Origin of the sequence: Pseudomonas sp. sp1636 (assembly GCF_030376615.1) — a bacterium.
In the GTDB taxonomy this organism is placed as follows: domain Bacteria; phylum Pseudomonadota; class Gammaproteobacteria; order Pseudomonadales; family Pseudomonadaceae; genus Aquipseudomonas.
Genome location: NZ_JARRAB010000019.1, coordinates 12,887 through 37,121, shown reverse-complemented (window position 1 = coordinate 37,121; position 24,235 = coordinate 12,887). Strand labels below are relative to the sequence as shown.

The 24,235-nt window shown below is 65.7% G+C and carries 21 protein-coding genes; 11 read left to right on the top strand and 10 right to left on the bottom strand.

What is annotated here, in order from left to right:
• Positions 1-31: 31 nt before the first annotated feature.
• Entirely contained in the window at positions 32-1,423 is a 1,392-nt protein-coding gene (locus P8H27_RS17290) for an aspartate aminotransferase family protein (RefSeq protein WP_289638897.1), read from the bottom strand.
• 122 nt (positions 1,424-1,545) lie between these two features.
• Here P8H27_RS17290 and P8H27_RS17285 point away from each other — a divergent pair, with 122 nt between their 5' ends.
• The gene (locus tag P8H27_RS17285) at positions 1,546-2,325 is read left to right on the top strand and encodes an SDR family NAD(P)-dependent oxidoreductase (RefSeq protein WP_289638896.1); all 780 of its coding nucleotides are present in this window, start codon (positions 1,546-1,548) and stop codon (positions 2,323-2,325) included.
• 262 nt (positions 2,326-2,587) lie between these two features.
• Positions 2,588-3,253 (top strand): GntR family transcriptional regulator, encoded by a 666-nt coding sequence (locus tag P8H27_RS17280; RefSeq protein WP_289638894.1) that lies wholly within the window; start codon positions 2,588-2,590, stop codon positions 3,251-3,253.
• 32 nt (positions 3,254-3,285) lie between these two features.
• Here the strand turns inward: P8H27_RS17280 and P8H27_RS17275 are convergent, their stop codons facing one another.
• The 5 genes from P8H27_RS17275 to uvrD all read right to left on the bottom strand — a co-directional run bounded on the left by P8H27_RS17275 (position 3,286) and on the right by uvrD (position 9,061).
• Positions 3,286-3,696 (bottom strand): SMI1/KNR4 family protein, encoded by a 411-nt coding sequence (locus tag P8H27_RS17275; protein WP_289638893.1) that lies wholly within the window; start codon positions 3,694-3,696, stop codon positions 3,286-3,288.
• A 176-nt stretch (positions 3,697-3,872) separates the two neighbouring features.
• Entirely contained in the window at positions 3,873-4,718 is an 846-nt protein-coding gene (locus P8H27_RS17270) for a Tim44 domain-containing protein (protein WP_289638892.1), read from the bottom strand.
• Positions 4,719-4,845: 127 nt separating this feature from the next.
• The gene (locus P8H27_RS17265) at positions 4,846-5,424 is read right to left on the bottom strand and encodes a TetR/AcrR family transcriptional regulator (protein WP_289638891.1); all 579 of its coding nucleotides are present in this window, start codon (positions 5,422-5,424) and stop codon (positions 4,846-4,848) included.
• Positions 5,425-5,680: 256 nt separating this feature from the next.
• On the bottom strand, positions 5,681-6,775 hold the full coding sequence (locus P8H27_RS17260) for a TRAP transporter substrate-binding protein (protein ID WP_289638890.1): 1,095 nt from the start codon (positions 6,773-6,775) through the stop codon (positions 5,681-5,683).
• A gap of 96 nt (positions 6,776-6,871) precedes the next feature.
• Entirely contained in the window at positions 6,872-9,061 is a 2,190-nt protein-coding gene (uvrD, locus tag P8H27_RS17255) for a DNA helicase II (protein ID WP_289638889.1), read from the bottom strand.
• 231 nt (positions 9,062-9,292) lie between these two features.
• Between uvrD and P8H27_RS17250 the strand changes: the two genes are divergently transcribed.
• Positions 9,293-12,169 (top strand): EAL domain-containing protein, encoded by a 2,877-nt coding sequence (locus P8H27_RS17250; RefSeq protein WP_289638888.1) that lies wholly within the window; start codon positions 9,293-9,295, stop codon positions 12,167-12,169.
• A 54-nt stretch (positions 12,170-12,223) separates the two neighbouring features.
• Here the strand turns inward: P8H27_RS17250 and zwf are convergent, their stop codons facing one another.
• Positions 12,224-13,711, bottom strand: a complete 1,488-nt coding sequence (zwf, locus tag P8H27_RS17245) for a glucose-6-phosphate dehydrogenase (RefSeq protein ID WP_289638887.1) — start codon at positions 13,709-13,711, stop codon at positions 12,224-12,226.
• A gap of 113 nt (positions 13,712-13,824) precedes the next feature.
• Here zwf and hexR point away from each other — a divergent pair, with 113 nt between their 5' ends.
• Together hexR and P8H27_RS17235 are read left to right on the top strand one after the other, a co-directional pair.
• Positions 13,825-14,691, top strand: coding sequence for a transcriptional regulator HexR (gene hexR / locus P8H27_RS17240; RefSeq protein ID WP_289638886.1), 867 nt, complete (start codon positions 13,825-13,827; stop codon positions 14,689-14,691).
• A gap of 126 nt (positions 14,692-14,817) precedes the next feature.
• Entirely contained in the window at positions 14,818-15,039 is a 222-nt protein-coding gene (locus P8H27_RS17235) for a PA3496 family putative envelope integrity protein (RefSeq protein WP_289638885.1), read from the top strand.
• On the opposite strand, the gene P8H27_RS17230 is transcribed toward P8H27_RS17235, so the two are convergent.
• On the bottom strand, positions 14,984-15,943 hold the full coding sequence (locus P8H27_RS17230) for a LysR family transcriptional regulator (RefSeq protein WP_289638884.1): 960 nt from the start codon (positions 15,941-15,943) through the stop codon (positions 14,984-14,986). The genes P8H27_RS17235 and P8H27_RS17230 overlap by 56 nt on opposite strands.
• Before the next feature lie 225 nt (positions 15,944-16,168).
• Between P8H27_RS17230 and P8H27_RS17225 the strand changes: the two genes are divergently transcribed.
• From P8H27_RS17225 to glsB, 6 genes are all read left to right on the top strand, one after another.
• On the top strand, positions 16,169-17,584 hold the full coding sequence (locus P8H27_RS17225) for an acetyl-CoA carboxylase biotin carboxylase subunit (RefSeq protein ID WP_289638883.1): 1,416 nt from the start codon (positions 16,169-16,171) through the stop codon (positions 17,582-17,584).
• Between the two features lie 11 nt (positions 17,585-17,595).
• Complete coding sequence (oadA, locus tag P8H27_RS17220) at positions 17,596-19,416, top strand: sodium-extruding oxaloacetate decarboxylase subunit alpha (RefSeq protein WP_289638882.1); 1,821 nt, start codon at positions 17,596-17,598, stop codon at positions 19,414-19,416.
• Between the two features lie 126 nt (positions 19,417-19,542).
• Positions 19,543-20,484, top strand: a complete 942-nt coding sequence (locus P8H27_RS17215; RefSeq protein ID WP_289638881.1) for a sodium-dependent bicarbonate transport family permease — start codon at positions 19,543-19,545, stop codon at positions 20,482-20,484.
• Between the two features lies 1 nt (position 20,485).
• Positions 20,486-20,788, top strand: a complete 303-nt coding sequence (locus P8H27_RS17210; RefSeq protein WP_289638880.1) for a P-II family nitrogen regulator — start codon at positions 20,486-20,488, stop codon at positions 20,786-20,788.
• A gap of 139 nt (positions 20,789-20,927) precedes the next feature.
• Positions 20,928-21,452, top strand: a complete 525-nt coding sequence (locus tag P8H27_RS17205; protein WP_289638878.1) for a transposase — start codon at positions 20,928-20,930, stop codon at positions 21,450-21,452.
• A 200-nt stretch (positions 21,453-21,652) separates the two neighbouring features.
• Complete coding sequence (gene glsB, locus P8H27_RS17200) at positions 21,653-22,561, top strand: glutaminase B (protein ID WP_289638877.1); 909 nt, start codon at positions 21,653-21,655, stop codon at positions 22,559-22,561.
• Between the two features lie 6 nt (positions 22,562-22,567).
• On the opposite strand, the gene P8H27_RS17195 is transcribed toward glsB, so the two are convergent.
• Both P8H27_RS17195 and P8H27_RS17190 read right to left on the bottom strand, forming a co-directional pair.
• Positions 22,568-23,023, bottom strand: a complete 456-nt coding sequence (locus P8H27_RS17195; protein ID WP_289638876.1) for a GNAT family N-acetyltransferase — start codon at positions 23,021-23,023, stop codon at positions 22,568-22,570.
• Between the two features lie 218 nt (positions 23,024-23,241).
• On the bottom strand, positions 23,242-24,231 hold the full coding sequence (locus P8H27_RS17190) for an asparaginase (RefSeq protein WP_289638875.1): 990 nt from the start codon (positions 24,229-24,231) through the stop codon (positions 23,242-23,244).
• Positions 24,232-24,235: the final 4 nt, after the last annotated feature.

The following is a 24,235-nucleotide window of genomic DNA, read 5'->3' as shown; positions in this document are numbered from 1 at the left end:
GGTGGGCCGAAGCCCACCCTGCGGTCGAGCGTTATTGCCGGGCGCCGGGGATGGCCAGCAGCTCTTCGAGGGCTTGATTCAAGGTGGCGATCAGTTGATCGACATCGGCCGCCGTGGTGCTTGGGCAGCACAGGGTCATGTTGTGAAACGGCGTAATCAAAATGCCGCGGTTGATCAGGTACAGGTGCAGGGCCATTTGCAGTTCGTCATGGAAGGCCGCTTCGGCCTGAGCGCCGGTCTTCGGTGGCTGCGGGCAGAACTGAAACTCGCTGCGCGCGCCCAGTTCGGTCACCGACCACTGCAGGTCGTATTTCGTGATCAAACTACGAAAGCCATCGGCCAGGCGCTTGGCCAGCGGCAGCATATGGTCGTAGGCGGCCTGGGTCATGACCTGTTCCAGGTTGGCGCGCATGCAGTGCATGGCCAGGGCGTTGGCCGACAAGGTGGTGCCCATGCCGCTGTGGCCATGACCGTGGTTGCCGGCACTGGCGCGGTGCCGCGCGGCTTGCATGGCCTCGGCCATGGCTGCGCTGCAGCCGAAGATGCCGCAGGACACACCGCCGGCGATCGGCTTGCCGACCACGAAGAAGTCCGGCTCAAGGTTCCACAGCTGGGTGCAGCCCCCCATGCCGGTGGAGATGGTGTGGGTCTCGTCGATGATCAGCAGGCTGCCGTACTGTTTGGTCAGCTCGCGGCACTTCTGCATAAAGCCGGGTTCGGGCATGACCATACCGATGTTGGTCATCGCCGGTTCGCACAGCAGTGCCGCCACATCGCCCTGAGCCAGCGCGGCTTCCAGTGCCGCCACGTCGTTGAACGGGATTGAGCGGCTGTGCTGGGCCAGGTCGTAGGCCTGGCCGATCAGCCCGGAACGCGGCTGGGTTGCGCCGGCGTGGCAGCGCACCATTACGTCATCCACGGTGCCGTGGTAGCAGCCGTCGAACACCAGCAACACCTTGCGCTCGGTGATGCCGCGGGCCCAGCGCAACACGTAACGGTTGGAGTCGGTGGCGGTGGCAGTCACCTGCCAGTAGGGCAGGCCGAAGCGGGCGGCCAGCAGTTCGCCAGCCACCACCGCGTCTTCGCCGGGGAGCATGGTGGTCAGGCCGTTGTTGCCCTGTTCGGCAATGGCCTTGGCGATCGGATCCGGCGAGTGGCCGAACATGCTGCCGGTGTCGCCCAGGCAGAAGTCGATGTACTCGTGGCCGTCGACATCATAGAAGCGCGCGCCCTTGGCCCGCTCGACAAACAGCGGCGAAGGCGTCGACCAGTCGGCCATCCAGTGCATCGGCACGCCACCGAACAGCGAGTGCCGGGCGCGCTCCGCCAGGGCCGCTGACTTGGGATTCTGCGCCACAAAGCGCTGCCGCTCGCGGGCGGTGAAGGTTGCTACGGCGGCTGAGCTGATACCACTGGATGTCATGTTGAACGCCTCGTTCGAATTTATGCACAGTATTATTTGTGATCACAAAACTGTCAATTGCTAGATTTCATGGGCGATTTTGCTAAGATGCTGGTGCATTTGTGATCACAGAGTATTTAAACATGAGCGTTTCTAGGTGGCAGGAGCAAGTGGCACTGGTCAGCGGGGCCGGCAGCGACAGCGGCATCGGCCTGGCCATCGCCCGGCGTTTAGGCCGTGAAGGCGTGCGGGTGCTGATCACCGCCAGCAGCGCACGCATTCACCAACGCGCCGCCGAGTTGCAAGCTGAAGGTATAGATGCCCGCGCCCTGGCCGCGGATTTGACTGACGAAGCGCAGGTGGCGGACTTGGCCGCCTGGGCCCACGGCCAGTTCGGCCATCTCGACATTTTGGTGAATAACGCCGGCATGGCCATGCAGGGCAGCCCTGAACCCTTCGCCGAGGTGGCGGATATGGATCTGGCCACTTGGAACCTGTCACTGGCGCGCAACCTGACCAGCGCCTTCTTGCTCACCCGTGCCGTGTTGCCGGGGATGAAGGCCCGTGGTTATGGGCGCATTGTGCATATCAGCTCGACCACCGGCACCCGCGGTAGCAATCCCGGTGAATCGGCCTACAGCGCGGCCAAGGCGGCCATGTTGGGGCTGAACATGAGCCTGGCGCTGGAAGTCGGCAAGCAGGGCATCACCGTCAACAGCGTGGCGCCGGGCTGGATCGCCACCGGCTCCTCCACCGAAGAAGAGCAGCATGCCGGCACCTACACGCCCATCGGCCGCGCCGGCCGGCCGGAAGAAGTGGCGGCGGCGGTGGCGTTTTTGGCCTCACCGGAGGCCAGCTACATCACCGGCGAAGTTCTGGTAGTGGACGGCGGTAATTGCCTAATCGAAAACAAAGCCCCCTGAGCGGCTGCGCGCCGGCCATGCTGCGGTGAAAAAGGGCTCGGACTGCTTATTTACAACTCGTAAACTCCGCGTCCTCGCCCTTTGACTCGCTGGCGTTCGTCCTTCGGGCCAGCCTTTGGCTGTTACTCCCGCTGGTCGTTGCGCCTTGCCTGGCTCTAGCTCGCTCGCTCAGAACTGTATGCATCTTTTGGAGAGCTTCATGCACAATTGCTCGTTGACCTTCGCCCAACTGCCGGCCCCGCCGCGCGGGAGCCGCTAAGCCATGGCCGAGAACCTGCAAGAACAGCTGTATCAGAACATTCGCGCCGGCCTGTTGAGCGGGCGCTTCCAGCCGGGTGAGCGGCTGAAGATCCGTGACCTGGCCGCCGAGTGGGGCACCAGCCCGATGCCAGTGCGCGCCGCCTTGCAGCGGCTGGTGGCCGAGGGTGCGCTGGAAGGCGAGGCGCAGCGCTCGGTGCGGGTGCCGGCGATGACCCGCGCGCGCTTCGAGCAGTTGTTGCCGGTGCGCTGCAACCTCGAAGGCCTGGCCGTGGAGTTGGCCGCTGCGCGTATCAGTAAGGCCGAGCTGGCGACCTTGCAAGGCTGCATTGAGCGTATGGAAGTGGCCCTGCATGGGCGCGACGTGCAAGCGTATCTGGCCGACAACAGCCAGTTTCACCTGACGCTGTATAACGCCTGTGACAATCCAGTGTTGCTGCGGTTGATCGAGTCACTGTGGCTGCAAGTCGGACCCTTTTTCAATCGGCTGTTCACCGAGGCCGACCTGTCTTTGCGCCTCAACGATTTTCACGGCGACTGCCTGAAAGCCCTGCAGGCCGGCGACGGCAAGGCGGCGCGTGCGGCGATCGAGCAAGACCTGAGCTTCTTCGGTCAGTTCCTGCTCAACCTGCTGGGGCTGGAGCAGGGCGAGGCCAGTCGCCAGGATTGAGCCCGGCCCGGCCTATTCTGGCCTGGACGGGCTCAGCTCTCCAGCCAGACGTCGCGCACCCAGTGCCACACCGAGTCCCAGGTTTCTTCTTCGCTCAGCTCGCCGCTGTCGCCGTCCCAGAGCACCACGCTGCCGTCCTGTTCGACGCAGTAGTAGTTGCCGCGATCCTCGCAGATCGGCACCAGTTCGCGCGGTACGCCCAGCGACCAGGCCACCGCGGCGACTTCCGGTAGGTAGGTGTGCGACTGCGGGTCGGTGGCGGTGACGGGCTCCAGGCGGCCGTAGACCACGTCGCTGACCTTGAGCAGGAATTCGCGCAGCTCGAACGGCAGGTTGATCAGGATCTGCTCTTCGATCTCGACCAGCAGTTCTTCTTCCGGCAGCTCCAGCGCGACCGGCACCGGTTCGTTCATTTCACGCAGTTGTTCGATGACTTCTTCCACGGGGTGGCTCCAGCAGCAAGGCAGAATGACGGGCAGCAACGGCGAGTTCTGCGCTATGCGGCGCAGCGACTCACCCGCGTTGGTTTTTACTCCGCTCGGCCTGAGCGGACAAGAGGGGCGTCCGGCAAACACAAAACCCGGGACAGGCCCGGGTTTCGCGTGAAGCCTGAGGTGGACTAGCCGTTCTGGCGGATACCGGCCACCAGCCAAGGCTGGTTGTCGCCGGCGTCACGTTCCAGGCGCCAGCTTTCGCTGAACGCTTCGCCCTGGTCGAAACGCGAGGTCTTGGCCACGCCGGTGAAGGTCAGGGTGGCGACGGTCTTGTCGCTGAGGTCGTCGACGCCGTCCAGTTGCACCTCGAGGTTGTCGACGTAGGTGGACTGGAAGCCCTCGCCCAGGTCGGCGCGCTCGCGCTTAAGGAATTCGAGCAGCTGCGGGGTGACGAACTCGGCGATCTTGTCCATCTCGTTGGCGTCCCAGTGCTGCTGCAGGCTGAGGAAGTGCTCGCGGCCGGCGCTGATGAAACTTTGCGCGTTGAACCAGGCCGGGGCATTGATCGCCGGCTTGAGCGCAGCGGCGCCGGCGCCACCGAAGATCGAGGCAGGCGCCGCCTGGGCCGGCATCTCGCGCTGCATGGGCGCGCCATTGGCGCTGAGCGGGCCGGCGTGTTTGCGGCGGGAGGCGAGGAAGCGGAACAGCAGGAAGGCGATCAGGCCGAAGATCAGCATGTCCATGATCTGCAGGCCTTCGAAGCCGTCACCCATGAACATCGAGGCGAGCAGGCCGCCGGCGGCCAGACCGGCCAATGGGCCGAGCCAGCGCGAGGCGCCGCTGGCGGCGGCGGGCTGGCGAGTGGCGGTCGGCGCGCCGGCGGTTTGCTGGGCTGGAGCCTGACGGGTCTGGTGGCTCGGCGCGGAACCGAAGGATTTAGCGCCGCCAAAACGCTTGGCTTCGGCATCAAAACTCATGGTAAGGCCCAAGCTCAGGCACATGGCCAGGGCAATGCTGAGGAAACGCTGCATGTTTAGCTGTCTCTTGGTGGTTGGAACGCTGCGCGGCATCTTGCCCGGCACGGCCGCCGATGGCTAGCCATAGAATGTTTCGAGCTTTTGCTTTTCGCCCAACGGTTGCGCCGCGGCCATCAGGGTTTCAGTGCTGCAACAGCATCAGCAGCGGGCCGCAGCGCAGTTGTCGGCGCAGGAAGGCGCGAAACTCGGCGGAGTCTTCCTCGGGGTGGCACAGCCAGTGGACGAAGCTGCGCAGGTAGACGCCGCTGAGCAGGCTTTCCTCGGCGATGCGCCGCAGGTGTCGGGTTTCCCGGCGGGCGCCCTCGCGCCACCATTGCACGGTACGGCTGATGCGCAGCAGGCCGAGCACTTGCAGGTGCAGATGGGCGGGTTCGAGTTTGTACAGCAACATCTGTCCGGTCACCGCACGGTGTGCCGCCAGGCTATCGAGCCAGGCGATCAGCAGTTCTTCCAGGCGCTTGGCCGGCTCCAGGGCGCCGAGGTCGGCGGCGTTGCCGCGTGCCAGCATGGCCTGGTCGGCGCGGTCGAACCAGGCTTCGACCAGTTGATCCTTTTCCCGGTAGTGGCTGGCGATGACGTCCAGACCCACGTCCAGACGGGCGGCCAGGTCGAACAGGTGCAAACGCTCCCAGCCGCAGACGTCGGCCAGCTGCAGGGCGCTATCGAGAATCTGGGTTGCTGTGATTGTCGGTTTTTTCATGGACTCACCTCGCCAAGCAGTATGGGCCGAGGGGAGCGGGAGGCGGGGTGGAGACGACCAACGGAAGTGCGCGGACGTTGCTCAGGCGTAGGGCGGACTCAGGAGCGGAGCGAACAGTCCGCCAGCGACAAACGGCCTGCGATCCGTAGGAGGCCCGACCTCGGGGCGAGCTTTGGCTGTATCCGCGAAACGATGGGCAGGCAGCCCTGCGCCATGCATCTGGGCGGGCTACGGCGGGTATTGAGTGCCGCCAGGCTCAGCGCCAGTTATACAGCTCTTTCTCGGACAGCTTGTGCATCTGGCTGGTCTGGGCCTGGAAGGCCTTCATCGAGGCCCAGATGCGCCCGTTCAGCTCGCTCTGCGCGGCCAGTTCGCCGAGCACCACCTCGGATTCGCGCTGCAGGGCGTCGAGCACTTCGTCGGGGAAGCGCTTGAGCAGGGTGCCCTGTTGCTTGAGTTCGTCCAGGGCCAGGGCGTTGTGGTAGACGTAATCGTCGAGCATGTCCTGGCTGGCGGCGCGGGCGGCCTCGGTCAGGATCGCCTGCAGGTCGGCCGGCAGGCTGTCGAGGGCCTGCCGGTTGATCAGCAGTTCGAGCACCGCCTGCGGCTCCTGCCAGCCCGGGTAGTAGTAGAACTTGGCGGCTTTATGCAGGCCGAAGGCCAGGTCGTTGTAGGGGCCGACCCAGTCGCTGGCGTCGATGGCGTTGGTCTGCAGGGCGCTGAACACCTCGCCGCCGGGCAGGTTGACGGTGGTCGCGCCGAGCTTGCTCAGCACTTCGCCGCCCAGGCCCGGCATGCGGATCTTCAGGCCCTTGAGGTCGTCCAGCGAGTTGATCTCCTTGTTGTACCAGCCGCCCATCTGCATGCCGGTATTGCCCACCACCAGCGGTTTTACCCCGTGCGGGGCATAGGCCTCGTCCCACAGCGCCTGGCCGCCGCCCTTGCTCAGCCAGGCATTCATTTCGCTGGTGGACAGGCCGAAGGGCACGGCGGTGAAGAACTGCGCGGCCGGCACCTTGCCTTTCCAGTAGTAGGCGGCGCCGTGACCCAATTCGGCGGTGCCGCGCGAGACCGCGTCGAACACCTCCAGCGGCGGCACCAGCTCGCCGCCGGCATACACCTTGATGCTCAGACGGCCGCCGCTCATGGTCTTGACCCGCTCGGCCAGGCGCTCGGCGGCGGTGCCCAGGCCCGGGTAGTTCTTCGGCCAGGCGGTGACCATCTTCCATTCAAAACTCTGGCTCGGCTCGGCAGCGGCTTGCTCGCTGCCGGCTTTTTCGTCCTTGCAGGCGGTCAGGCTGAGCGCGGTGAGCAGCGCCACGGCAGCGCTGAAGAGGTTGCGGCGGTTCATCGTGGCGTCCTTATGGTGGGTCGGGCGGTGTGTGGTTCGGCGCGAGTCGAGCGTGGCGTCGCGTCGCCTCCGTTGTACCTCGGGCGACGGACGGTTCTACAGTGCTTCCAGCTTGGCGTAACTGAGCATCAGCCATTTGCTGCCTTCGCTGGCGAAGTTCACCTGCACCCGTGCCTGCGCGCCGCCACCCTCGAAGTTGAGGATGACGCCCTCGCCGAACAGCGCGTGCTGCACCCGTTGGCCGAGGCTGAAGGCGGTGTCCGGCACGGCGCTGCCGGCGAACAGGCTGCTGTCGCCCATGCTGCGGGTATTCGAGGTGAAGGGCCGGGTCACGCTATTGGACAGGCGCACTTCCTGGATCAGCTCCGCAGGAATTTCGCGGACGAAGCGCGAAATCGAGTTACGGGTTTCGTTGCCATACAAGCGGCGGACTTCAGCGTAACTGATCACCAGCTTGTGCATGGCCCGGGTGATGCCGACATAGGCCAGGCGCCGCTCCTCTTCGAGGCGGCCGGGTTCTTCCAGGCTCATCTTGTGCGGGAACAGGCCCTCTTCCACGCCGACCAGGAACACCTGGGGAAATTCCAGACCCTTGGCGCTGTGCAGGGTCATCAGCTGGATGCTGTCCTCGTTCTCCGCCGCCTGGGTGTCGCCGGCCTCCAGCGAGGCGTGGCCGAGGAAGGCCTGCAGCGGCGACAGCTCGTCATCTTCGGCGTTGTCGAAGGAGCGCGCGGCGCTGACCAGTTCTTCCAGGTTCTCGATGCGCGCCTGGGCCTTCTCGCCCTTTTCCGCCTGGTGGTAGGCGATCAGCCCGCTCTGCTCGATCACGGTCTGGGTCATCAGGTGCAGCGGCATGCTCAGCACCTTGGCCGCCAGGTTCTCGATCAGCTCGACAAACCCGGCCAGGGCGCCCGCGGCCCGGCCCGGCAGGGCCTTGTTGGCGAGCATCAGGCGGATCGCCTGCCACATCGACACCTCATGCTCGCGGGCGTAGGCGCGGATCGCCTCGACGCTCTTCTCGCCGATGCCGCGCGCCGGCACGTTGATCACCCGTTCCAGCGCCGCGTCGTTGCCGCGGCCGTCGAGCAGGCGCAGATAGGCCATGGCGTTCTTGATTTCGGCGCGCTCGAAGAAGCGCTGGCCGCCGTAGATACGGTAGGGGATCTTCTCGCGCAGCAGCGCCTCTTCGAGTACCCGCGACTGGGCGTTGGAGCGGTAGAGGATGGCGATCTCGCTGCGCTTGAGACCGTCCTTGCGCAGCGCGTCCGCGATCGATTCGACCACATAACGCGCTTCGTCGTGCTCGTTGAACGCCGAATACAGGGCGATCGGCTCGCCGTCGCCGCCGTCGGTCCACAGCTCCTTGCCCAGGCGTCCCTGGTTGTTGGCGATCAGCGCGTTGGCGGCCTTGAGGATGCCGGCGCTGGAGCGGTAGTTCTGCTCCAGGCGGATGATCTCGGCGTCACTGAAGTCGTCGCCGAACTGCTGGATATTCTCGATCTTGGCCCCGCGCCAGCCGTAGATCGACTGATCGTCGTCGCCGACCACCATCAGGCTCTCGCCGCCCTTGGCCAGCAGGCGCAGCCAGGCGTACTGCACGGCGTTGGTGTCCTGGAACTCGTCGACCAGGATATGCCGGAAGCGCCGCTGGTAGTGCTCGAGCAGGCCCGGCTTGTCGCGCCACAGGTCGAGGGCGCGCAGCAACAGTTCGGCGAAGTCGATCACCCCGGCGCGGGCGCAGGCCGCCTCGTAGGCTTCGTAGATCTTCAGTTGGGTGGCGAGGAACAGGTCGCCGCCGGGCTGGATGTTCTTCGGCCGCAGGCCTTCGTCTTTCTGCCCGTTGATGAACCACTGCGCCTGTTTGGGCGGCCAGCGCTGCTCGTCCAGGCCCAGCTCGCGGATCACCCGTTTGACCAGGCGCTGCTGGTCGTCGGAGTCGAGGATCTGGAAGTTCTCGGCCAGGCCGGCTTCCTGCCAGTGGGCGCGCAGCAGGCGATGGGCCAGGCCGTGGAAGGTGCCGACCCACATGCCGGCCGGATTGACCCCGAGCATCTGCTCGATGCGCGCGCGCATCTCGGCGGCGGCCTTGTTGGTGAAGGTCACCGACAGGATGCTGTGCGGCGAGGCGTGTTCCAGCTGGATCAGCCAGGCGATGCGGTGCACCAGCACGCGGGTCTTGCCGGAGCCGGCGCCGGCCAGCACCAGTTGCCGGCCCAGGCGCGCGGTCACGGCCTGGCGCTGGGCATCGTTGAGGGAGGCGATCAGGAGTTCGGGGTCATTTTGCATCGCGGCATTCTAGGGGGCGGCGGCGGCGAGGGCAAACCGGGCACACCGCACATCGCGGCAGACTTGCCAATGGACGACCGGTACGTCACCTTGCCGGGCGCTGACCGCAGGTCGCCCAAGCCACGCAAAGCGCTTGATCGGCCCGCTAAATTTGCACCGATCATTGTTGGGCGATGCGTCTAGCTCGGGTATGCTGCGCCGACCTAGGCACCCATTACAAGAAAATAGCCTATGCCTCAGACCGCTAGCGCCACTGTCGAGTCGACGCTGGAAAGCACCTGTGATATCCGTCAGCAATTCGCCACGGATATCGCCATCGAACGTACCCGCCTGCTGTATCAGGGCTCGTGGGTGCCGACCCTATTCATGCTGCTCAATGGCGTGGCCTGCGCCTATCTGCTCTGGGCGCCGCAGAACCGTGTCGTGCTGTCCGGCTGGTTGGTCTGGCTGGTGCTGCTGGCCGTGCTGCGCCTGCTCCAGGTTCGCGCCTTCAATGCTGCGCAATCCAGCAGCCAGGTGCAGACGCATTGGCGGCGCAATTTCCTGTTGGGCGCCGCTGCCTCCGGGCTGACCCTGGCCTTCGTCGCCATTGCCCTGGTGCCGGCCGCGGTGTTCTACCAGCAGGCCCTGGTCTACGGCCTGATCGGCGCGGCGATTCTTTCCGCCAGTGTGGCCTATGCCGTCAGCCTGTCGGCCTTCCTGACTTTCGCCTTGCCTTGCCTGCTGCCGTCGGTGGCGTATCTGCTGCTCAGCGAGCATAGCTTGCAGCGTGGTTGGGGAGTCCTTGGCGGCATCCTGCTGGTGACGCTGTTGCTGGTGGCTTGGCAGGTCAACCGCCTGCTGTGGCGCAGCCTGTGGCAGCGCTTCCACAATCAGGCGCTGATCGGCAACCTGGAGCATGCCCGGCAGCAGGCCGAGGCGCTCAACGGCGAGTTGGCCCGCGAAGTCGAGCAGCGCCGCTGGGCCGAGGGCGAACTGCGCGCGGCCCATGACGAGCTGGAAATGCGCGTGGCCGAGCGCACCCTGGAGCTGGACGATGCCACCCACGCCCTGGGCAAGAGTCAGGCGCGCCTGGCCCTGGCTCTGGAAGCCAGCGAGTTGGGGCTGTGGGACTGGAACCTGCAGAGCGATGAGGTGCACCACTCGCAGCTCAAGGAGATCTTCGGCCTCGAGCCCGATGCGGTGCAGGTCATGTTGCGCGACCTCAAGCCGCGCCTGCACCCGGACGACCTGCCGTTGCTGCGCCGGGCGCTGGTCGAGCACCTGAAGGGGCGCAGCGACGGCTACCAGATCGAATACCGGGTCAAACACGCCGATGGCCACTGGGTCTGGGTCGAAGACCGCGGCCGCGCGGTGGAGCGCGATGCCCAGGGTCGGGTGCTGCGCATGCTCGGCACGCGGCGCACCATCACCACGCGCAAGCAGCAGGAAGAGCAGCAGCGCCTCGCCGCCACCGTGTTCGAGGCGGCCAGCGAAGGCATCGTCATTCTCGATCCGGATTACCGTCTGCTGGCGGTCAACCAGGCATTCAGCCAAGTCACCGGCTATCGCCAGGAAGACGTGCTCGGCAAGAGCGTCGCCAGCCTGATCAGCAGTCGCGACACCCGCCACCAGTACCAGTTGATCCGCTTGGAACTGGAGCGCGGCGACCACTGGCAGGGCGAGTTGATCGAGACGCGCAAGAACGGCGAACTCTACCCGCAACTGCTGCAACTCCAGGTGGTGCGCGATGCGCGGGGCAGCGTCAGCCATATCGTCGGTTTCTTCGCCGACCTGTCGTCGCGGCGCGAGGCCGAGGAACGTCTGCGCTACCTGTCGCACTACGACGAACTGACCGGCCTGGCCAACCGCAGCCTGTTCAAGAACCGCCTGCACGAGGCCAGCCAGCGTTCGCGCCAGAGCGGGCGCAGCCTGGCCCTGCTGCACGTCGACCTGGATCGCTTCAAGTGGCTCAACGACAGCCTCGGCCACGAAGTGGCCGACCAATTGCTGCGCCAGATGAGCCGGCGTCTGAGCCAGGCCATGCCCGAGGCCGATACCATCGCGCGCTTGTCCGGCGACGAATTCGCCGTGTTGCTCGATTCCTACGGCAGCCTCTCGACCCTGGCGCGCATGGCCAGCCGCCTGCTGGCCAAACTGCGCCTGCCGATGATCGTCGGCGGTCAGGAGCTGGTGGTCAGCGCCTCGGTGGGCATCAGCCTGCTGCCGGACAACGCGCGGGAAATCTCCACCCTGGTCAGCCAGGCCGACATGGCCATGCAGCACGCCAAGCACCTGGGCGGCAATAGCTTCCAGTTCTTCACCGACAACCTGCAGGCCTGCACCCTGGAGCGCCTGCAGCTGGAAACCCAGCTGCGCAAGGCAATCGACGAGCACCAGCTGGAGGTGTTCTACCAGCCCAAGCTGTGCCTGGCCGACGGCAGCCTGAATGCCGCCGAGGCGCTGGTGCGCTGGCGCCATCCGGAGCGCGGGCTGGTGCCGCCGGGGGATTTCATCGGTCTGGCCGAGGAAACCGGGCTGATCGCACCGATCGGCGAATTCGTCCTGCGCCGCGCCTGCCAGCAAGCCCGCGCCTGGCAGCTGCAGGGCCTGGCGCAGATCCGCGTGTCGGTGAACCTGTCGGTGCATCAGTTGCGCCAGGGCAAGCTGACCAGCCTGGTGCGCCAGGTGCTCGACGAAACCGAGTTGGCGCCGCAGTTCCTCGAACTCGAATTGACCGAGAGCCAGCTGCTCGACAACGTCGAGAGCGTCATCGCCACCTTCCAGCAGCTGCGCGACCTGGGGGTCAAGCTGGCAATCGACGACTTCGGCACCGGCTACTCCTCGCTCAGCTACCTCAAGCGTTTCCCGGTGGACTACGTGAAGATCGACCAGACCTTTATCCGCGATTTGGCGCTCGGCGGCGAGGATGCGGCGATTACCCGTGCGATCATCGTCATGGCCCACAGCCTGGAGCTGAAGGTGGTCGCCGAGGGCGTGGAAACCCAGGCGCAGATGGACTTCCTCAAGGCTCAGCGCTGCGATGAGATCCAGGGCTTCCTGATCAGCAAGCCGGTGCCGGCGGAGCAATTCGTCCAGTTGCTGCGCGAGCGGGCCTGCACCGTCTGAGCTTACCCGGGCGCTCGACCATGGGCGGCGAGCGGCCAGGTCGCCGGCGACGCTTCACGCCATCCACTTGCGTCCCGCCAGTTCCAGCAGCAGGTTGGCCTGCTCCGGCCCGCTGCTGCCGGCCGGGTAGGGCCGCGGGCTCTGGTGGTGCTGCTGCCAGCCCTGGATGATCGGGTCGACCCAGCGCCAGGCCGCTTCCACTTCGTCGCGGCGCATGAACAGCGTCGAGTCGCCCTCGATCACGTCCAGCAGCAGGCGCTCATAGGCGTCCCAGCGGCGCTTCTGGCGAAACGCCTGGGCCAGATTGAGGTCGAGCTCCACCGGTTGCAGGTGCATGCCCTTGCCCGGACTCTTGCCCATCAATTGCAGGCTGACGCACTCTTCCGGCTGCAGGCGGATCAACAGGCGATTGGCCTCGCCGTCGCCAAATAGCTGGTGCGGCACCGGCTTGAACTGAATCAGGATCTCCGAGGTTTTCTTCGCCAGGCGTTTGCCGGTGCGCAGGTAGAAGGGCACGCCGGCCCAGCGCCAGTTGTCGATCTCCAGCTGGACGGCGACGAAGGTCTCGGTATCGCTGTCGTTGTCGACATTCTTCTCGAAGTAGTAGGCCGGGACTTCCTGCCCGCCGATCTTGCCGGCGGCGTACTGGCCGCGCACGGTCTTGTCGCGCACGTCGAGGCCGGAGATGGGTTTCAGCGCCTCGAGCACCTTGACCTTCTCGTTGCGCACCGCCTCGGCGTCGAAGCGCACCGGCGCCTCCATGGCCACCAGGCACAGCAGTTGCAGCAGGTGGTTCTGGATCATGTCGCGCATGGCGCCGGCGTTGTCGTAGTAGGCGCCGCGATTTTCCACGCCGAGGGTCTCGCACACGCTGATCTGCACGTGGTCGATATGCCCGGCGCGCCACACCGGCTCGAACAGGGCGTTGGCGAAGCGCAGCGCCATCAGGTTCTGCACGGTTTCCTTGCCCAGGTAGTGATCGATGCGGAACACCCGCGACTCGTCGAACACCGCCCCGATTGCCGCGTTGATCGCCTGTGCCGACGGCAACGAGTGGCCGATCGGTTTCTCCAGCACGATGCGCGCGTGAGGCCCGGCCAGGCCGGCGATCTGCAGGTGCGAGGCGATGTCCTCGAACAGGTCGGGCGCGGTGGCCAGGTAGTACACCCGCACCCGTTCGCCGGCGCTGCCCAGGTGCTTGGCCAGGCGGCCGAAGTCGGCACTCTGGCTGGCGTCCATGGCGAAATAGCTGAGGCGCGCGGCGAAGCTGTGCCAGGTGTCGTTGTCGAAATCGGCGCGCGCCACCTGGGCGCGACAGCGGCGTTCGGCGAGGGCCTGGTAGGCCTCATGGCTGTGGCTGCTGCGGGCCAGGGCGAGGATGCGCATGTCGGCGTGCAGGCGGCCGACGCGGTGCAGGTGGTAGAGCGCTGGCAGCAGTTTATGCAGGGCCAGATCGCCGCTGCCGCCAAACACCAGCATGTCGCAGGGAATGCTCAAAGCGGGAACTCCGACTCGGTTTAGCCGTGCGGGGGCGGCGGCCATGTAGTATAACTACAAAGTCACTACAGCCCCGGCGTGTCCCGATCATAACCGAGTCGCCCCTCGGATGAGGGGAGCACGACCTCTTCGCCACCTTTCAGCCCGAGCCCATGCCCGTGAATTTGTTGCAACACATTGCCCAGTCGCGTCATCTGTTACGCAAGTCGGAACTCAAGGTGGCCGACCACGTGCTGCTCGACCCGGCCGCGGTGATGCACAGCTCCATGGCCGACCTGGCCCACAGCGTCGGCATCAGCGAGCCGACCATCGTGCGCTTCTGCCGGGCCATCGGTTGCAGCGGCTTCCAGGACTTGAAGCTGAAACTGGCGCAAAGCCTGGCCGCCGGCGCCAGCTTCGGCCAGTTCGCCATCCATGAGGACGACTCGGTCGCCGACTTCAGCCTGAAGATCTTCGACACCACCCTGCACACCCTGATCGAGGTGCGCGAGCACCTCGATCCGCAGGCCTTGCAGCGCGCCATCGCCGCCTGCGCTCAGGCCCAGCGCGTGGAGTTCTATGGCTTCGGCGCGTCCGGTGCGGTGGCGGCGGATGCCCAGCACAAGTTCTTCCGCCTGCTGCTGACGGCCGCGGCCTACTCCGACCCGCACATGCAGGCGATGTCGGCGGTGACCCTCAAGCCCAGCGATGTGGCCATCTGCATCTCCCAGTCGGGGCGCTCGAAGGATCTGCTGATCACCGCCAATCTGGTGCGCGAAACCGGCGCGACCCTGATTACCCTGTGCCCGAGTCAGACCCCGCTGGCCGACCTGGCCACGGTCAATCTGGCCATCGACGTGCAGGAAGACACCGAGATCTACACCCCGCTGACCTCGCGCATCGCCCACCTGGTGGTGATCGACGTGCTGGCCATGGGCGTGGCCATGGCCCGCGGGCCGAGCCTGGTCAACCACCTGAAAAGCGTCAAGCGCAGCTTGCGCAGCCTGCGCCTGTCGCCCAAGTCGGTGAAGCTGCACGAGGACTAGCAGCGCGCCGCGTTCAGCCCCGCGCCCCTGCTTGCCGGGGTCATCGCAACTTCATCATTTTGCCCGCAAAGCGTCATATCCCAGGTCGATCCTGTAACTCCCGTTGTTCAGCCTGGGAGACCTGAGATGCCGCGTTACTCGGATGAAGCGCAGTCGCACGTTAGCAACGATGCGAAAAACCGCCGCAAGCTGCTCGATCAGCGGCGCATGGAATACCGGCGCGCCATCGAAAACTACGCCGAACGCCGGCAGTTGCAACAGCAGTTGAGCGATTACCCGGAGTTGGCCGCGGCTAACTACCTGGTTGCTCAGGCGCCGACTCGGCGAACTGCTCAGCCAGGGCGTTGATCTGGCTGCGCTGATCGCGCACGAAGGCGAAAAATGCCTGGGCCACCGGCGACAGGTATTTGCCGCGCGGGTGCACCAGGCACCAGCTGCGCAGCAATGGCAGCTCCGCCACCGGCAATTCGCGCAGTACGCCGCACGCCAGCTCGCGGCGCACGGCGTGGCGTGGCAACAGGGCCAGGCCGAGGCCGGCGAGCACCCCTTCGAGCTGGCTCTCGGTCGAGCCGACCTCCAGGGTCAGGGCGAAGTGCGCGCGTTTCTGGTGGCAATATTCCTCGCCCGCCTGGCGGGTGCCCGAGCCGCGTTCGCGCACCAGCAGTGGCCAGGCGCTGAGGTCTTGCAGGAACAGTGGCCCCTGGCTGCACAGTGGGTGCGTCGCTGGCGCCACCGCGACGATCGGGTTATTGAGGAAGGGCAGAAACTCCAGATTCAGATCCGTCGGCACCTGCGACATGATCAGCAAATCATCGCGATTGGCGTTCAGGCGCTTGAGTGCCTGGGCGTGATTGCTCACCACCAGTTGCAAGCTGACTTCCGGGTATTGTTGGCGAAAAGCGGCGAACAGGTGCGGAGCGAAGTACTTCGCGCTGGATTCGACGGCCAGGCTCAGCTGGCCCTGCAGGGTGCCCTGCAGATCGCCCAGCTGCATATCTAGGCTTTCCAGGCGGCCGAAAATATCCGCACTGGCCCGTTGTAGGGCTTCGGCGGCGTCGGTCAGGTAGAGCTTCTTGCCGACATAGTCGAACAGCGGCTGGCCGACCAGTTCTTCCAGCTGGCGAATCTGCAGGCTGACCGCCGGCTGGGTCAGCGCCATGTCCTCGGCGGCGCGGCTGTAGGAGCGCTGCTCGCACACCGAGCGGAATACCTGGAGCTGGCGCAATGTCATGCGCATCAGGGATTTACGCATAGTCTATCGTTACCTGCGGACGCTCTGGATGGGCTGCTGGAGTCTCGTTCGACTAAATATATAAGTTTTTACTTATAGCCACTCAAATAATTATTAATTTTGGTTAATTGGCTGGTCGACGTAGGGTTAATACAGCGCCGCTGACCGATCAGCGGCCCTGTATCGACCGGCTTGTCCGGTTCGCGGGTTACCGATTCACTTGCGCCTGGTTGAGGACGAGAACTTGTGATCAAGAAAATCCTGATTGCCAACCGCGGCGAGATTGCCGTGCGCATCGTGCGCGCCTGTGCCGAGATGGGCATTCGCTCGGTGGCCATCTATTCCGATGCCGACAGCATGGCGTTGCACGTCAAGCGCGCCGACGAAGCCCACTGCATCGGTGCCGATCCGCTGGCCGGTTACCTGAACCCGCGCAAGCTGGTCAACCTGGCGGTGGAAACCGGCTGCGATGCGCTGCACCCCGGCTACGGCTTCCTCTCGGAAAACGCCGAGCTGGCGGAAATCTGCGCCGAGCGCGGGATCAAGTTCATCGGCCCTTCGGCCTCCGTGATCCGCCGCATGGGCGACAAGACCGAGGCGCGGCGCAGCATGATCAAGGCCGGGGTGCCGGTCACTCCCGGTACCGAGGGCAACGTCGCCGACATCGCCGCGGCCCTGGTCGAAGGCGAGCGCCTCGGCTACCCGGTGATGCTCAAGGCCACCTCCGGCGGCGGCGGCCGCGGCATTCGCCGCTGCAACAGCGCCGAGGAGCTGGAGCTGGCGTTTCCGCGGGTGATTTCCGAGGCGACCAAGGCCTTCGGCTCGGCCGAGGTGTTCCTGGAAAAATGCATCGTCAATCCCAAGCACATCGAGGCGCAGATCCTCGGCGACAGCTTCGGCAACGTGGTGCACCTGTTCGAGCGCGACTGCTCGATCCAGCGGCGCAACCAGAAACTGATCGAGATCGCCCCCAGCCCGCAGCTAACCCCCGAGCAGCGCGCCTACATCGGCGACCTGGCGGTGCGCGCGGCGCAGGCGGTGGGCTACGAGAACGCCGGCACCGTGGAGTTTCTGCTCGCCGAGGGCGAGGTGTACTTCATGGAGATGAACACCCGGGTTCAGGTCGAGCACACCATCACCGAGGAAATCACCGGCCTGGACATCGTTCGCGAACAGATTCGTATCGCCAGCGGCCTGCCGCTCTCGGTTAAGCAGGAGGACATCATCCATCGCGGCTTCGCCCTGCAATTTCGCATCAACGCCGAGGATCCGAAGAACAACTTCCTGCCCAGCTTCGGCAAGATCACCCGCTACTACGCCCCCGGCGGCCCCGGCGTGCGCACCGACACGGCGATCTACACCGGCTACACCATCCCGCCCTACTACGACTCCATGTGCCTGAAGTTGGTGGTCTGGGCCTTGACCTGGGAGGAGGCGCTGGATCGCGGCCTGCGCGCCCTGGACGACATGCGCGTGCAGGGGGTCAAGACCACCGCCGCCTATTACCAGGAGATCCTGCGCAACCCGGAATTCCGCAGCGGCCAGTTCAACACCAGCTTCGTCGACAGCCATCCGGAATTGACCCAGTACTCGATCAAGCGCAACCCGTCGCACCTGGCCATCGCCGTCGCCACCGCTATCGCCGCCTACGCCGGCCTGTGAGGATTTGAGAAATGGTTAAGACCCGTCAAGCGAAAAAGATCGCCGTCACCGACATCGTCCTGCGCGACGCCCACCAGTCGCTGTTGGCCACGCGCATGCGCACCGAAGACATGCTGCCGATCTGCGCCAAGCTCGACCAGGTCGGCTACTGGTCGCTGGAAGTCTGGGGCGGTGCCACCTTCGACGCCTGCGTGCGCTTCCTCAAGGAAGACCCCTGGGAACGCCTGCGCCAGCTCAAGGCGGCGCTGCCCAATACCCGTCTGCAGATGCTGCTGCGTGGGCAGAACCTGCTCGGTTATCGCCATTACAGCGATGACGTGGTCGAGGCCTTCGTGGCCAAGGCCGCGGGCAACGGCATCGACGTGTTCCGCATCTTCGACGCGATGAACGACGTGCGTAACCTGCGCGTGGCCATCGAGGCGGTGAAGGCTGCCGGCAAGCATGCCCAGGGCACGCTGGCCTATACCACCAGCCCGGTGCATACGGTCGAGGCCTATGTCGCCCAAGCCAAGCAGATGGAAGCCATGGGCTGCGACTCGGTGGCGATCAAGGACATGGCCGGCCTGCTCACCCCCTACGCGACCTTCGAGCTGGTCAAGGCGCTCAAGGCCGAGCAAGCGCTGCCGGTGTTCATCCACAGCCATGACACCGCGGGCATGGGCTCGATGTGCCAGCTCAAGGCCATCGAGGCCGGCGCCGACCATATCGACACCGCCATCTCGAGCATGGCCTGGGGCACCAGCCACCCGGGCACCGAGTCGATGGTCGCCGCGCTCAAGGGCAGCGCGTACGACACCGGCCTGGATCTGGCGCTGCTGCAGGAGATCGGCCTGTACTTCTATGAGGTGCGCAAGAAGTACCACCAGTTCGAGAGCGAGTTCACCGCGGTGGATACCCGCGTGCAGGTCAACCAGGTGCCGGGCGGGATGATGTCCAACCTGGCCAACCAGCTCAAGGAGCAGGGCGCGCTGGATCGCATCGATGAGGTGTTCGCCGAGATCCCGCGGGTGCGCGAGGATCTCGGCTTCCCGCCGCTGGTCACCCCGACCTCGCAGATCGTCGGCAGCCAGGCGGTGTTCAACGTGCTGGCCGGCGAGCGCTACAAGACCATCACCAACGAAGTGAAGCTCTATCTGCAGGGCCGCTATGGTCTGGCGCCGGGCAAGATCAACGAGCAGTTGCGCAAGCAGGCGATCGGCAGCGAAGAGGTGATCGAGGTGCGTCCGGCCGACCTGCTCAAGCCGGAAATGAGCAAGCTGCGCGCGGAGGTCGGCGCCCTGGCCAAGTCCGAGGAAGACGTGCTGACCTACGCCATGTTCCCCGATGTCGGGCGCAAGTTCCTCGAGGAGCGCGAGGCCGGCACTCTCAAGCCGGAGACCCTGCTGCCGATTCCCGAAGGCGGTGGCGTGGGTGCCGTCGGCGGCGAAGGGGTGCCGACCGAGTTCATCGTCGACGTGCACGGCGAGAGCTACCGGGTCGACATCACCGGGGTCGGCGTCAAGGGCGAGGGCAAGCGCCACTTCTACCTGTCGATCGACGGCATGCCGGAAGAGGTGGTGTTCGAGCCGCTCAATCAGTTCGTCGCCGCGGCCGGCGGCAAACGCAAGCACACCAGCGCCCCCGGCGACGTCAGCACCAGCATGCCGGGCAATATCGTCGAGGTGCTGGTCAAGCAGGGCGATGCGGTGAAAGCCGGTCAGGCGGTGCTGATCAGCGAAGCGATGAAGATGGAGACCGAGGTGCAGGCGCCGATTGCCGGCACGGTGAAAGCGGTGCATGTGGCCAAGGGCGATAGGGTCAATCCGGGCGAGGTGCTGATCGAGATCGAATAACCGCAACGGCGGCGCAAGCGAGGCGCGCGCAGCCGTGTGCAACTGTTTACCTCTGGGGGGCCGCAAGGCCCTCTTTTTTAACTGATTCAACTGAGCGCCAGGCTATGACAGCTGTTGGAGGCGGTAATGGGGCTTGACCCGGTGGTGCTGTTTTTTCTCTTCGGCCTCTGCGCCGGCTTGCTGAAAAGCGAGCTGAAGCTGCCGCCGGCGCTCTATGAAACCCTGTCGATCGTCTTGCTGCTGGCCATCGGCTTGCACGGCGGGGTGGAGCTGGCGGAACAGGCCAGCCTGCAGTTGCTCGGCCAGGCCATGCTGGTGTTGGGCTTGGGCGTGGTGCTGCCGGTGCTGGCCTTCGCCATGCTGCGCGGCCTGGGCTTCGACCGGATCAACGCCGCCAGCGTCGCGGCGCATTACGGTTCGGTGAGCGCCGGTACCTTTGCCGTGGTGGTGGCCTTTATGCTGGCTCGCGGCATCGCGTTCGAGAGCTACATGCCGCTGTTCGTGGCGATCCTGGAGATTCCGGCGATCCTGGTCGGCATCCTCCTGGCCAAAGGCCTGGCCCGCGACACCGACTGGCGCGAGCTGGGCCGGGAAATTTTCCTCGGCAAGAGCATCATGTTGCTGCTCGGTGGCCTGATCATCGGCGCGGTGGCCGGCAAGGAGGCGATCAAGCCGCTGGAGCCGCTGTACACCAGCATGTTCAAGCCGGTGCTGGCGTTCTTCCTGCTGGAGATGGGCCTGATCGCCTCCGGTCAGCTCGGCGCGCTCAAGCAGTTCGGCCTGCGTCTGCTCGGCTTCGCCCTGCTGATGCCGTTGCTCGGCGCCCTGATCGGCGCCTTGCTGGCGCGCCTGATGGGGCTGTCGCTGGGCGGTACCGCGGTGCTGGCGACCCTGGCGGCCAGCGCCTCCTATATCGCCGTGCCGGCCGCCATGCGCCTGGCCTTGCCCGAAGCCAATTCGTCGCTGTCGCTGACCGCCTCGTTGGGGATCAGCTTTCCGTTCAATATCCTGATCGGCATTCCGCTGTACCTGGCGCTGGCCGAGCAACTGATCGCCTGGGGGCTCTGAGATGAACGCACCTACCCGCACCCTGCTCACCGTGATCTGCGAAGCCGCGCTGGAGAAGAAGCTGGTGGCTGACCTGCAACAGCTGGGCGCGCCCGGCTGGACCCTTTCCGACGCGCGCGGCCGTGGCTCGCACGGAGTGCGCAGCGCCGACTGGGATACCGAGGGCAATATCCGCCTGGAGGTCATCTGCAGCCGCGAGATAGCCGAACGCATTGCCACCCATCTGCAGGATAAGTACTACGCCAACTTCGCCATGGTCTGTTACCTGGCGCAGGTGGAAGTGCTGCGCCCGGAGAAGTTCTGACGCGCTGATTTCCCGGATGGCGCCAAGGCTTATCCGGGCTACGTTTTTGGTGTAACTCGGATCACGCGTAACGGACGCGTAGCCCGGATAAGCACCAGCGCAATCCGGGACTGGAGGCACCACCGACAAGGAGGTTGGCATGGTCAACTACCGGCGCGCCCGCCTGGCGGGCGGCAGCTATTTCTTCACCCTGACCCTCAGGGACAGACGCAGCGATCTGCTGGTGCGGCATGTCGCACTGTTGCGCGAGGCCCTGGGTCGGGTCAGACAACGCCAGCCTTTCGATCTGCCGGCGGCGGTGATCATGCCGGATCACCTGCACCTGCTGATGCAACTGCCGGAAGGCGACAGCAATTACTCGGCGCGGCTGCGCGATTTCAAGGCGCTGTTCGTCAAGTCGCTACGCGTCGCCGGCGAGCCCATAGGGCTCGGCGCCCGTGGCGGCGCGGGTATCTGGCAGTCACGTTTCTGGGAGCATCTGATTCGCGACGAGCGAGACCTGGCGAACCATATCGACTACATCCACTTCAACCCGGTTAAACATGGGCTGGTGCAGCGGGTGATCGATTGGCCGTATTCCCGCTTTCATCGGTTTGTCAGTCAGGGTGTGCTGCCTGCCGACTGGGCGGGTGGTGATGGGCGCGATATTGCCGGTGGTGATTGAGCGATCGCTGTCCCGGATGGCGCCAAGGCTTATCCGGGCTACGTCGTTATTGGCGGCGGTCGCATAAGCGAGGCAATAGAACGTAGCCCAGATAAGCACCAGCGCAATCCGGGAGCAGCTTCTTGTGTGATCAGCGCCAGGTGGCAGGCGTCTACCAGCCATCGCCTGGGTTGTGCTCGGGCATTGCGGCGAGCCTGAGCATGCAAGCGCTGTTGAATGAAATCCTCGATGAAGTCCGGCCCTTGATCGGCCAGGGCAAGGTAGCCGATTACATCCCGGCGCTGGCCGATGTGCCGGCCAACCAGCTGGGCATTGCGGTGTACGGCAACGAGGGCGAGCTGTTCTGCGCCGGCGATGCGCAGACGGCGTTTTCCGTGCAGAGCATTGCCAAGGTGTTCAGCCTGGTGCAGGCCATCGGCCACTCGGGCGAAGACATCTGGCAGCGCCTGGGTCACGAGCCGTCCGGGCAGCCGTTCAACTCGCTGGTGCAGCTGGAGTTCGAGCGCGGCCGCCCGCGCAACCCGTTCATCAATGCCGGCGCCTTGGTGATCTGCGACATCAACCAGTCGCGCTTCGCCGCGCCGGTGGTGTCGATGCGCGATTTCGTCCGGCGCCTGGCCGGCAACCCGCAGGTGGCGGTGGATAATCGGGTCGCCGATTCGGAATACCAGCACCGCGCGCGCAACGCCGCCGCGGCCTACCTGATGCAGTCCTTCGGCAACTTCGATAACGAGGTCGAGACGGTGCTGCGCAGCTACTTCAGCTGCTGCGCGCTGCGCATGAACTGCGTCGACCTGGCCCGCGCCTTCGGTTTTTTGGCCAACGACGGCTTCTGCCGGCACAGCGGCGCGCAGATCCTCAGCGCGCGGCAGACCAAGCAGGTCAACGCGATCATGGCCACCAGCGGGCTGTACGACGAGGCCGGCAACTTCGCCTATCGGGTCGGCTTGCCGGGCAAGAGCGGGGTCGGCGGCGGCATAGTCGCGGTGGTGCCGGGGCGCTTCAGCGTCTGCGTGTGGTCGCCGGAACTCAACGCCGCCGGCAACTCCCTGGCCGGCATGGCGGCGCTGGAGTTGCTCAGTCAGCGGATCGGCTGGTCGGTGTTCTGAGCCGACTCAGAGCCGCTTGCGGAACTGCACGAAGCCCGAACGCTCGGCCACGCGTTCGTACAGCAGCATCGCCTTGCTGTTGGTTTCGTGGGTCAGCCAGTGCACCCGTGCGCAGCCGGCCTGGCGCGCCTGGGCGTAGACGTATTCGATCAACTGCCGGCCGACCCCACTGCTGCGCACGTTCTTGGCGATGAACAGATCCTGCAGGTAGCAGTAGTCGCCGACGCTCCAGCAGGAACGGTGGTAGACCCAGTGGGCCAGGCCGACGGCCTTGCCTTCGTGCCAGGCCAGGGCGGCGTGCAGCGGTTCGGCGGGATCGAGAAAGCGTTGCCAGGCGGTGTCGCTGGCGGCGGCGGGGATCTCGGTCATGTAGAAGCGCTGATAGCCCTGCCACAGCGGCAGCCAGGCGGCATGCTCGGCGGCGCTGACCGGGCGGATCTCGGCGGGAATGCGAACGGCCATGGCGGGGCCTCCTATAGGTGCTAGTGGCGTGTTCGGATAGTGGGCTAACTCCCACGTGCTGAGCCAGTCCTCGTCTGTGGGAGATCCGGCGCTCTGCCACGACCCCCGGGATGGCTCAATGGGCTAGAGAAACCCACAAACCGCACAGTTCGCCAGTCGTCATCCTGCGACTGTTAGCGCCAAGCCGCAAGCGGCCTGGCGCTGGATTAGCGTGGGCCTCAGTCGGCGCGCTCGCCGCACAGATCCAGGGCGAACCAGTGCTCCGCTTCGGCCTGATCCAGGCCGGCGCCGAGCAGGGCGAACAGCTTGCCCAGCGCCGCCTCGCGGGTCATGCCGCCGGCCGACACCAGGCCGGTGCTGGCCAGCTGGCTGCCGGCGGCATACACGCCGAACTCCACATGGCCCTGCAGGCACTGGCTGATCGCCGCCAGCACCACGCCGCGTTCATGGGCCGCCGCGAGCGCGGCGAGCAGCTCGGCGTCGTCCGCGGGGCCGGTGCCGCTGCCGTAGCATTCCAGCAGCAGGCCGCGCACGCCGCTGGCCAGCAGGGCCTCGACCTGGGCGGCCTGGATCCCGGGGTAGAAGGGCAGCACGGCCAGGCTGACCGGCTGGCGCGGCTGGCGGTAATCCAGGGCGGCCGGGATCTGCGCGGCGCGTTCGCCGCGGCGCAGGCGCGGCAGCTCGGCGAAGGCGCCGAAGGTGGCGCTGGCCAGCTTGCTGACCCGGGCGCCGTGCAGCAGCTTGCCGTCGAAGTACAGGTGCACGCCGGCGGCGACGCCTTGCTGCAGTGCCTGCATGGCGCCGAACAGGTTATCCCAGGCATCGCTGCCCGCCACCCCGGCCGGCAGCATCGAGCCGGTCAGCAGCACCGGCACGGGCAGGTCGAGCAGCAGGAAGCTCAGGGCGCCGGCGCTGTAGGCCAGGGTGTCGGTGCCGTGCAGCAGCAGCACGGCGTCGCAGCCGTCCTGTTCGACGCCGGTGCGGATCGCGTCGACCATTGCCAGCCAGTTGGCCTGGCTCATGTTGGCGCTGTCGATTGGCGGCAGCAGTTCGCGGAAGACCCAGGCCGGCAGCACCCGGCCGGTCTCCAGCGCCTGCTGGGCGCGCATCCGCGCCTCGAAACCGGATGCCGGCGCCAGGCCGCCGGCGCTCTGCTGCATGCCGATGGTGCCGCCGGTATAGAGCACCAGGAGTTTTGTTGCAGTCATGGCC

What these genes read in the sequence shown, in the direction of transcription:
- P8H27_RS17290 (WP_289638897.1), bottom strand. Translation starts at nt 1,423, where the DNA reads ATGACATCCAGTGGTATCAGCTCAGCCGCCGTAGCAACCTTCACCGCC.
- P8H27_RS17285 (WP_289638896.1), top strand. Translation starts at nt 1,546, where the DNA reads ATGAGCGTTTCTAGGTGGCAGGAGCAAGTGGCACTGGTCAGCGGGGCC.
- P8H27_RS17280 (WP_289638894.1), top strand. Translation starts at nt 2,588, where the DNA reads ATGGCCGAGAACCTGCAAGAACAGCTGTATCAGAACATTCGCGCCGGC.
- P8H27_RS17270 (WP_289638892.1), bottom strand. Translation starts at nt 4,718, where the DNA reads ATGCAGCGTTTCCTCAGCATTGCCCTGGCCATGTGCCTGAGCTTGGGC.
- P8H27_RS17265 (WP_289638891.1), bottom strand. Translation starts at nt 5,424, where the DNA reads ATGAAAAAACCGACAATCACAGCAACCCAGATTCTCGATAGCGCCCTG.
- P8H27_RS17260 (WP_289638890.1), bottom strand. Translation starts at nt 6,775, where the DNA reads ATGAACCGCCGCAACCTCTTCAGCGCTGCCGTGGCGCTGCTCACCGCG.
- uvrD (WP_289638889.1), bottom strand. Translation starts at nt 9,061, where the DNA reads ATGCAAAATGACCCCGAACTCCTGATCGCCTCCCTCAACGATGCCCAG.
- P8H27_RS17250 (WP_289638888.1), top strand. Translation starts at nt 9,293, where the DNA reads ATGCCTCAGACCGCTAGCGCCACTGTCGAGTCGACGCTGGAAAGCACC.
- zwf (WP_289638887.1), bottom strand. Translation starts at nt 13,711, where the DNA reads ATGGCCGCCGCCCCCGCACGGCTAAACCGAGTCGGAGTTCCCGCTTTG.
- P8H27_RS17235 (WP_289638885.1), top strand. Translation starts at nt 14,818, where the DNA reads ATGCCGCGTTACTCGGATGAAGCGCAGTCGCACGTTAGCAACGATGCG.
- P8H27_RS17230 (WP_289638884.1), bottom strand. Translation starts at nt 15,943, where the DNA reads ATGCGTAAATCCCTGATGCGCATGACATTGCGCCAGCTCCAGGTATTC.
- oadA (WP_289638882.1), top strand. Translation starts at nt 17,596, where the DNA reads ATGGTTAAGACCCGTCAAGCGAAAAAGATCGCCGTCACCGACATCGTC.
- P8H27_RS17215 (WP_289638881.1), top strand. Translation starts at nt 19,543, where the DNA reads ATGGGGCTTGACCCGGTGGTGCTGTTTTTTCTCTTCGGCCTCTGCGCC.
- P8H27_RS17210 (WP_289638880.1), top strand. Translation starts at nt 20,486, where the DNA reads ATGAACGCACCTACCCGCACCCTGCTCACCGTGATCTGCGAAGCCGCG.
- P8H27_RS17205 (WP_289638878.1), top strand. Translation starts at nt 20,928, where the DNA reads ATGGTCAACTACCGGCGCGCCCGCCTGGCGGGCGGCAGCTATTTCTTC.
- glsB (WP_289638877.1), top strand. Translation starts at nt 21,653, where the DNA reads ATGCAAGCGCTGTTGAATGAAATCCTCGATGAAGTCCGGCCCTTGATC.
- P8H27_RS17195 (WP_289638876.1), bottom strand. Translation starts at nt 23,023, where the DNA reads ATGGCCGTTCGCATTCCCGCCGAGATCCGCCCGGTCAGCGCCGCCGAG.
- P8H27_RS17190 (WP_289638875.1), bottom strand. Translation starts at nt 24,231, where the DNA reads ATGACTGCAACAAAACTCCTGGTGCTCTATACCGGCGGCACCATCGGC.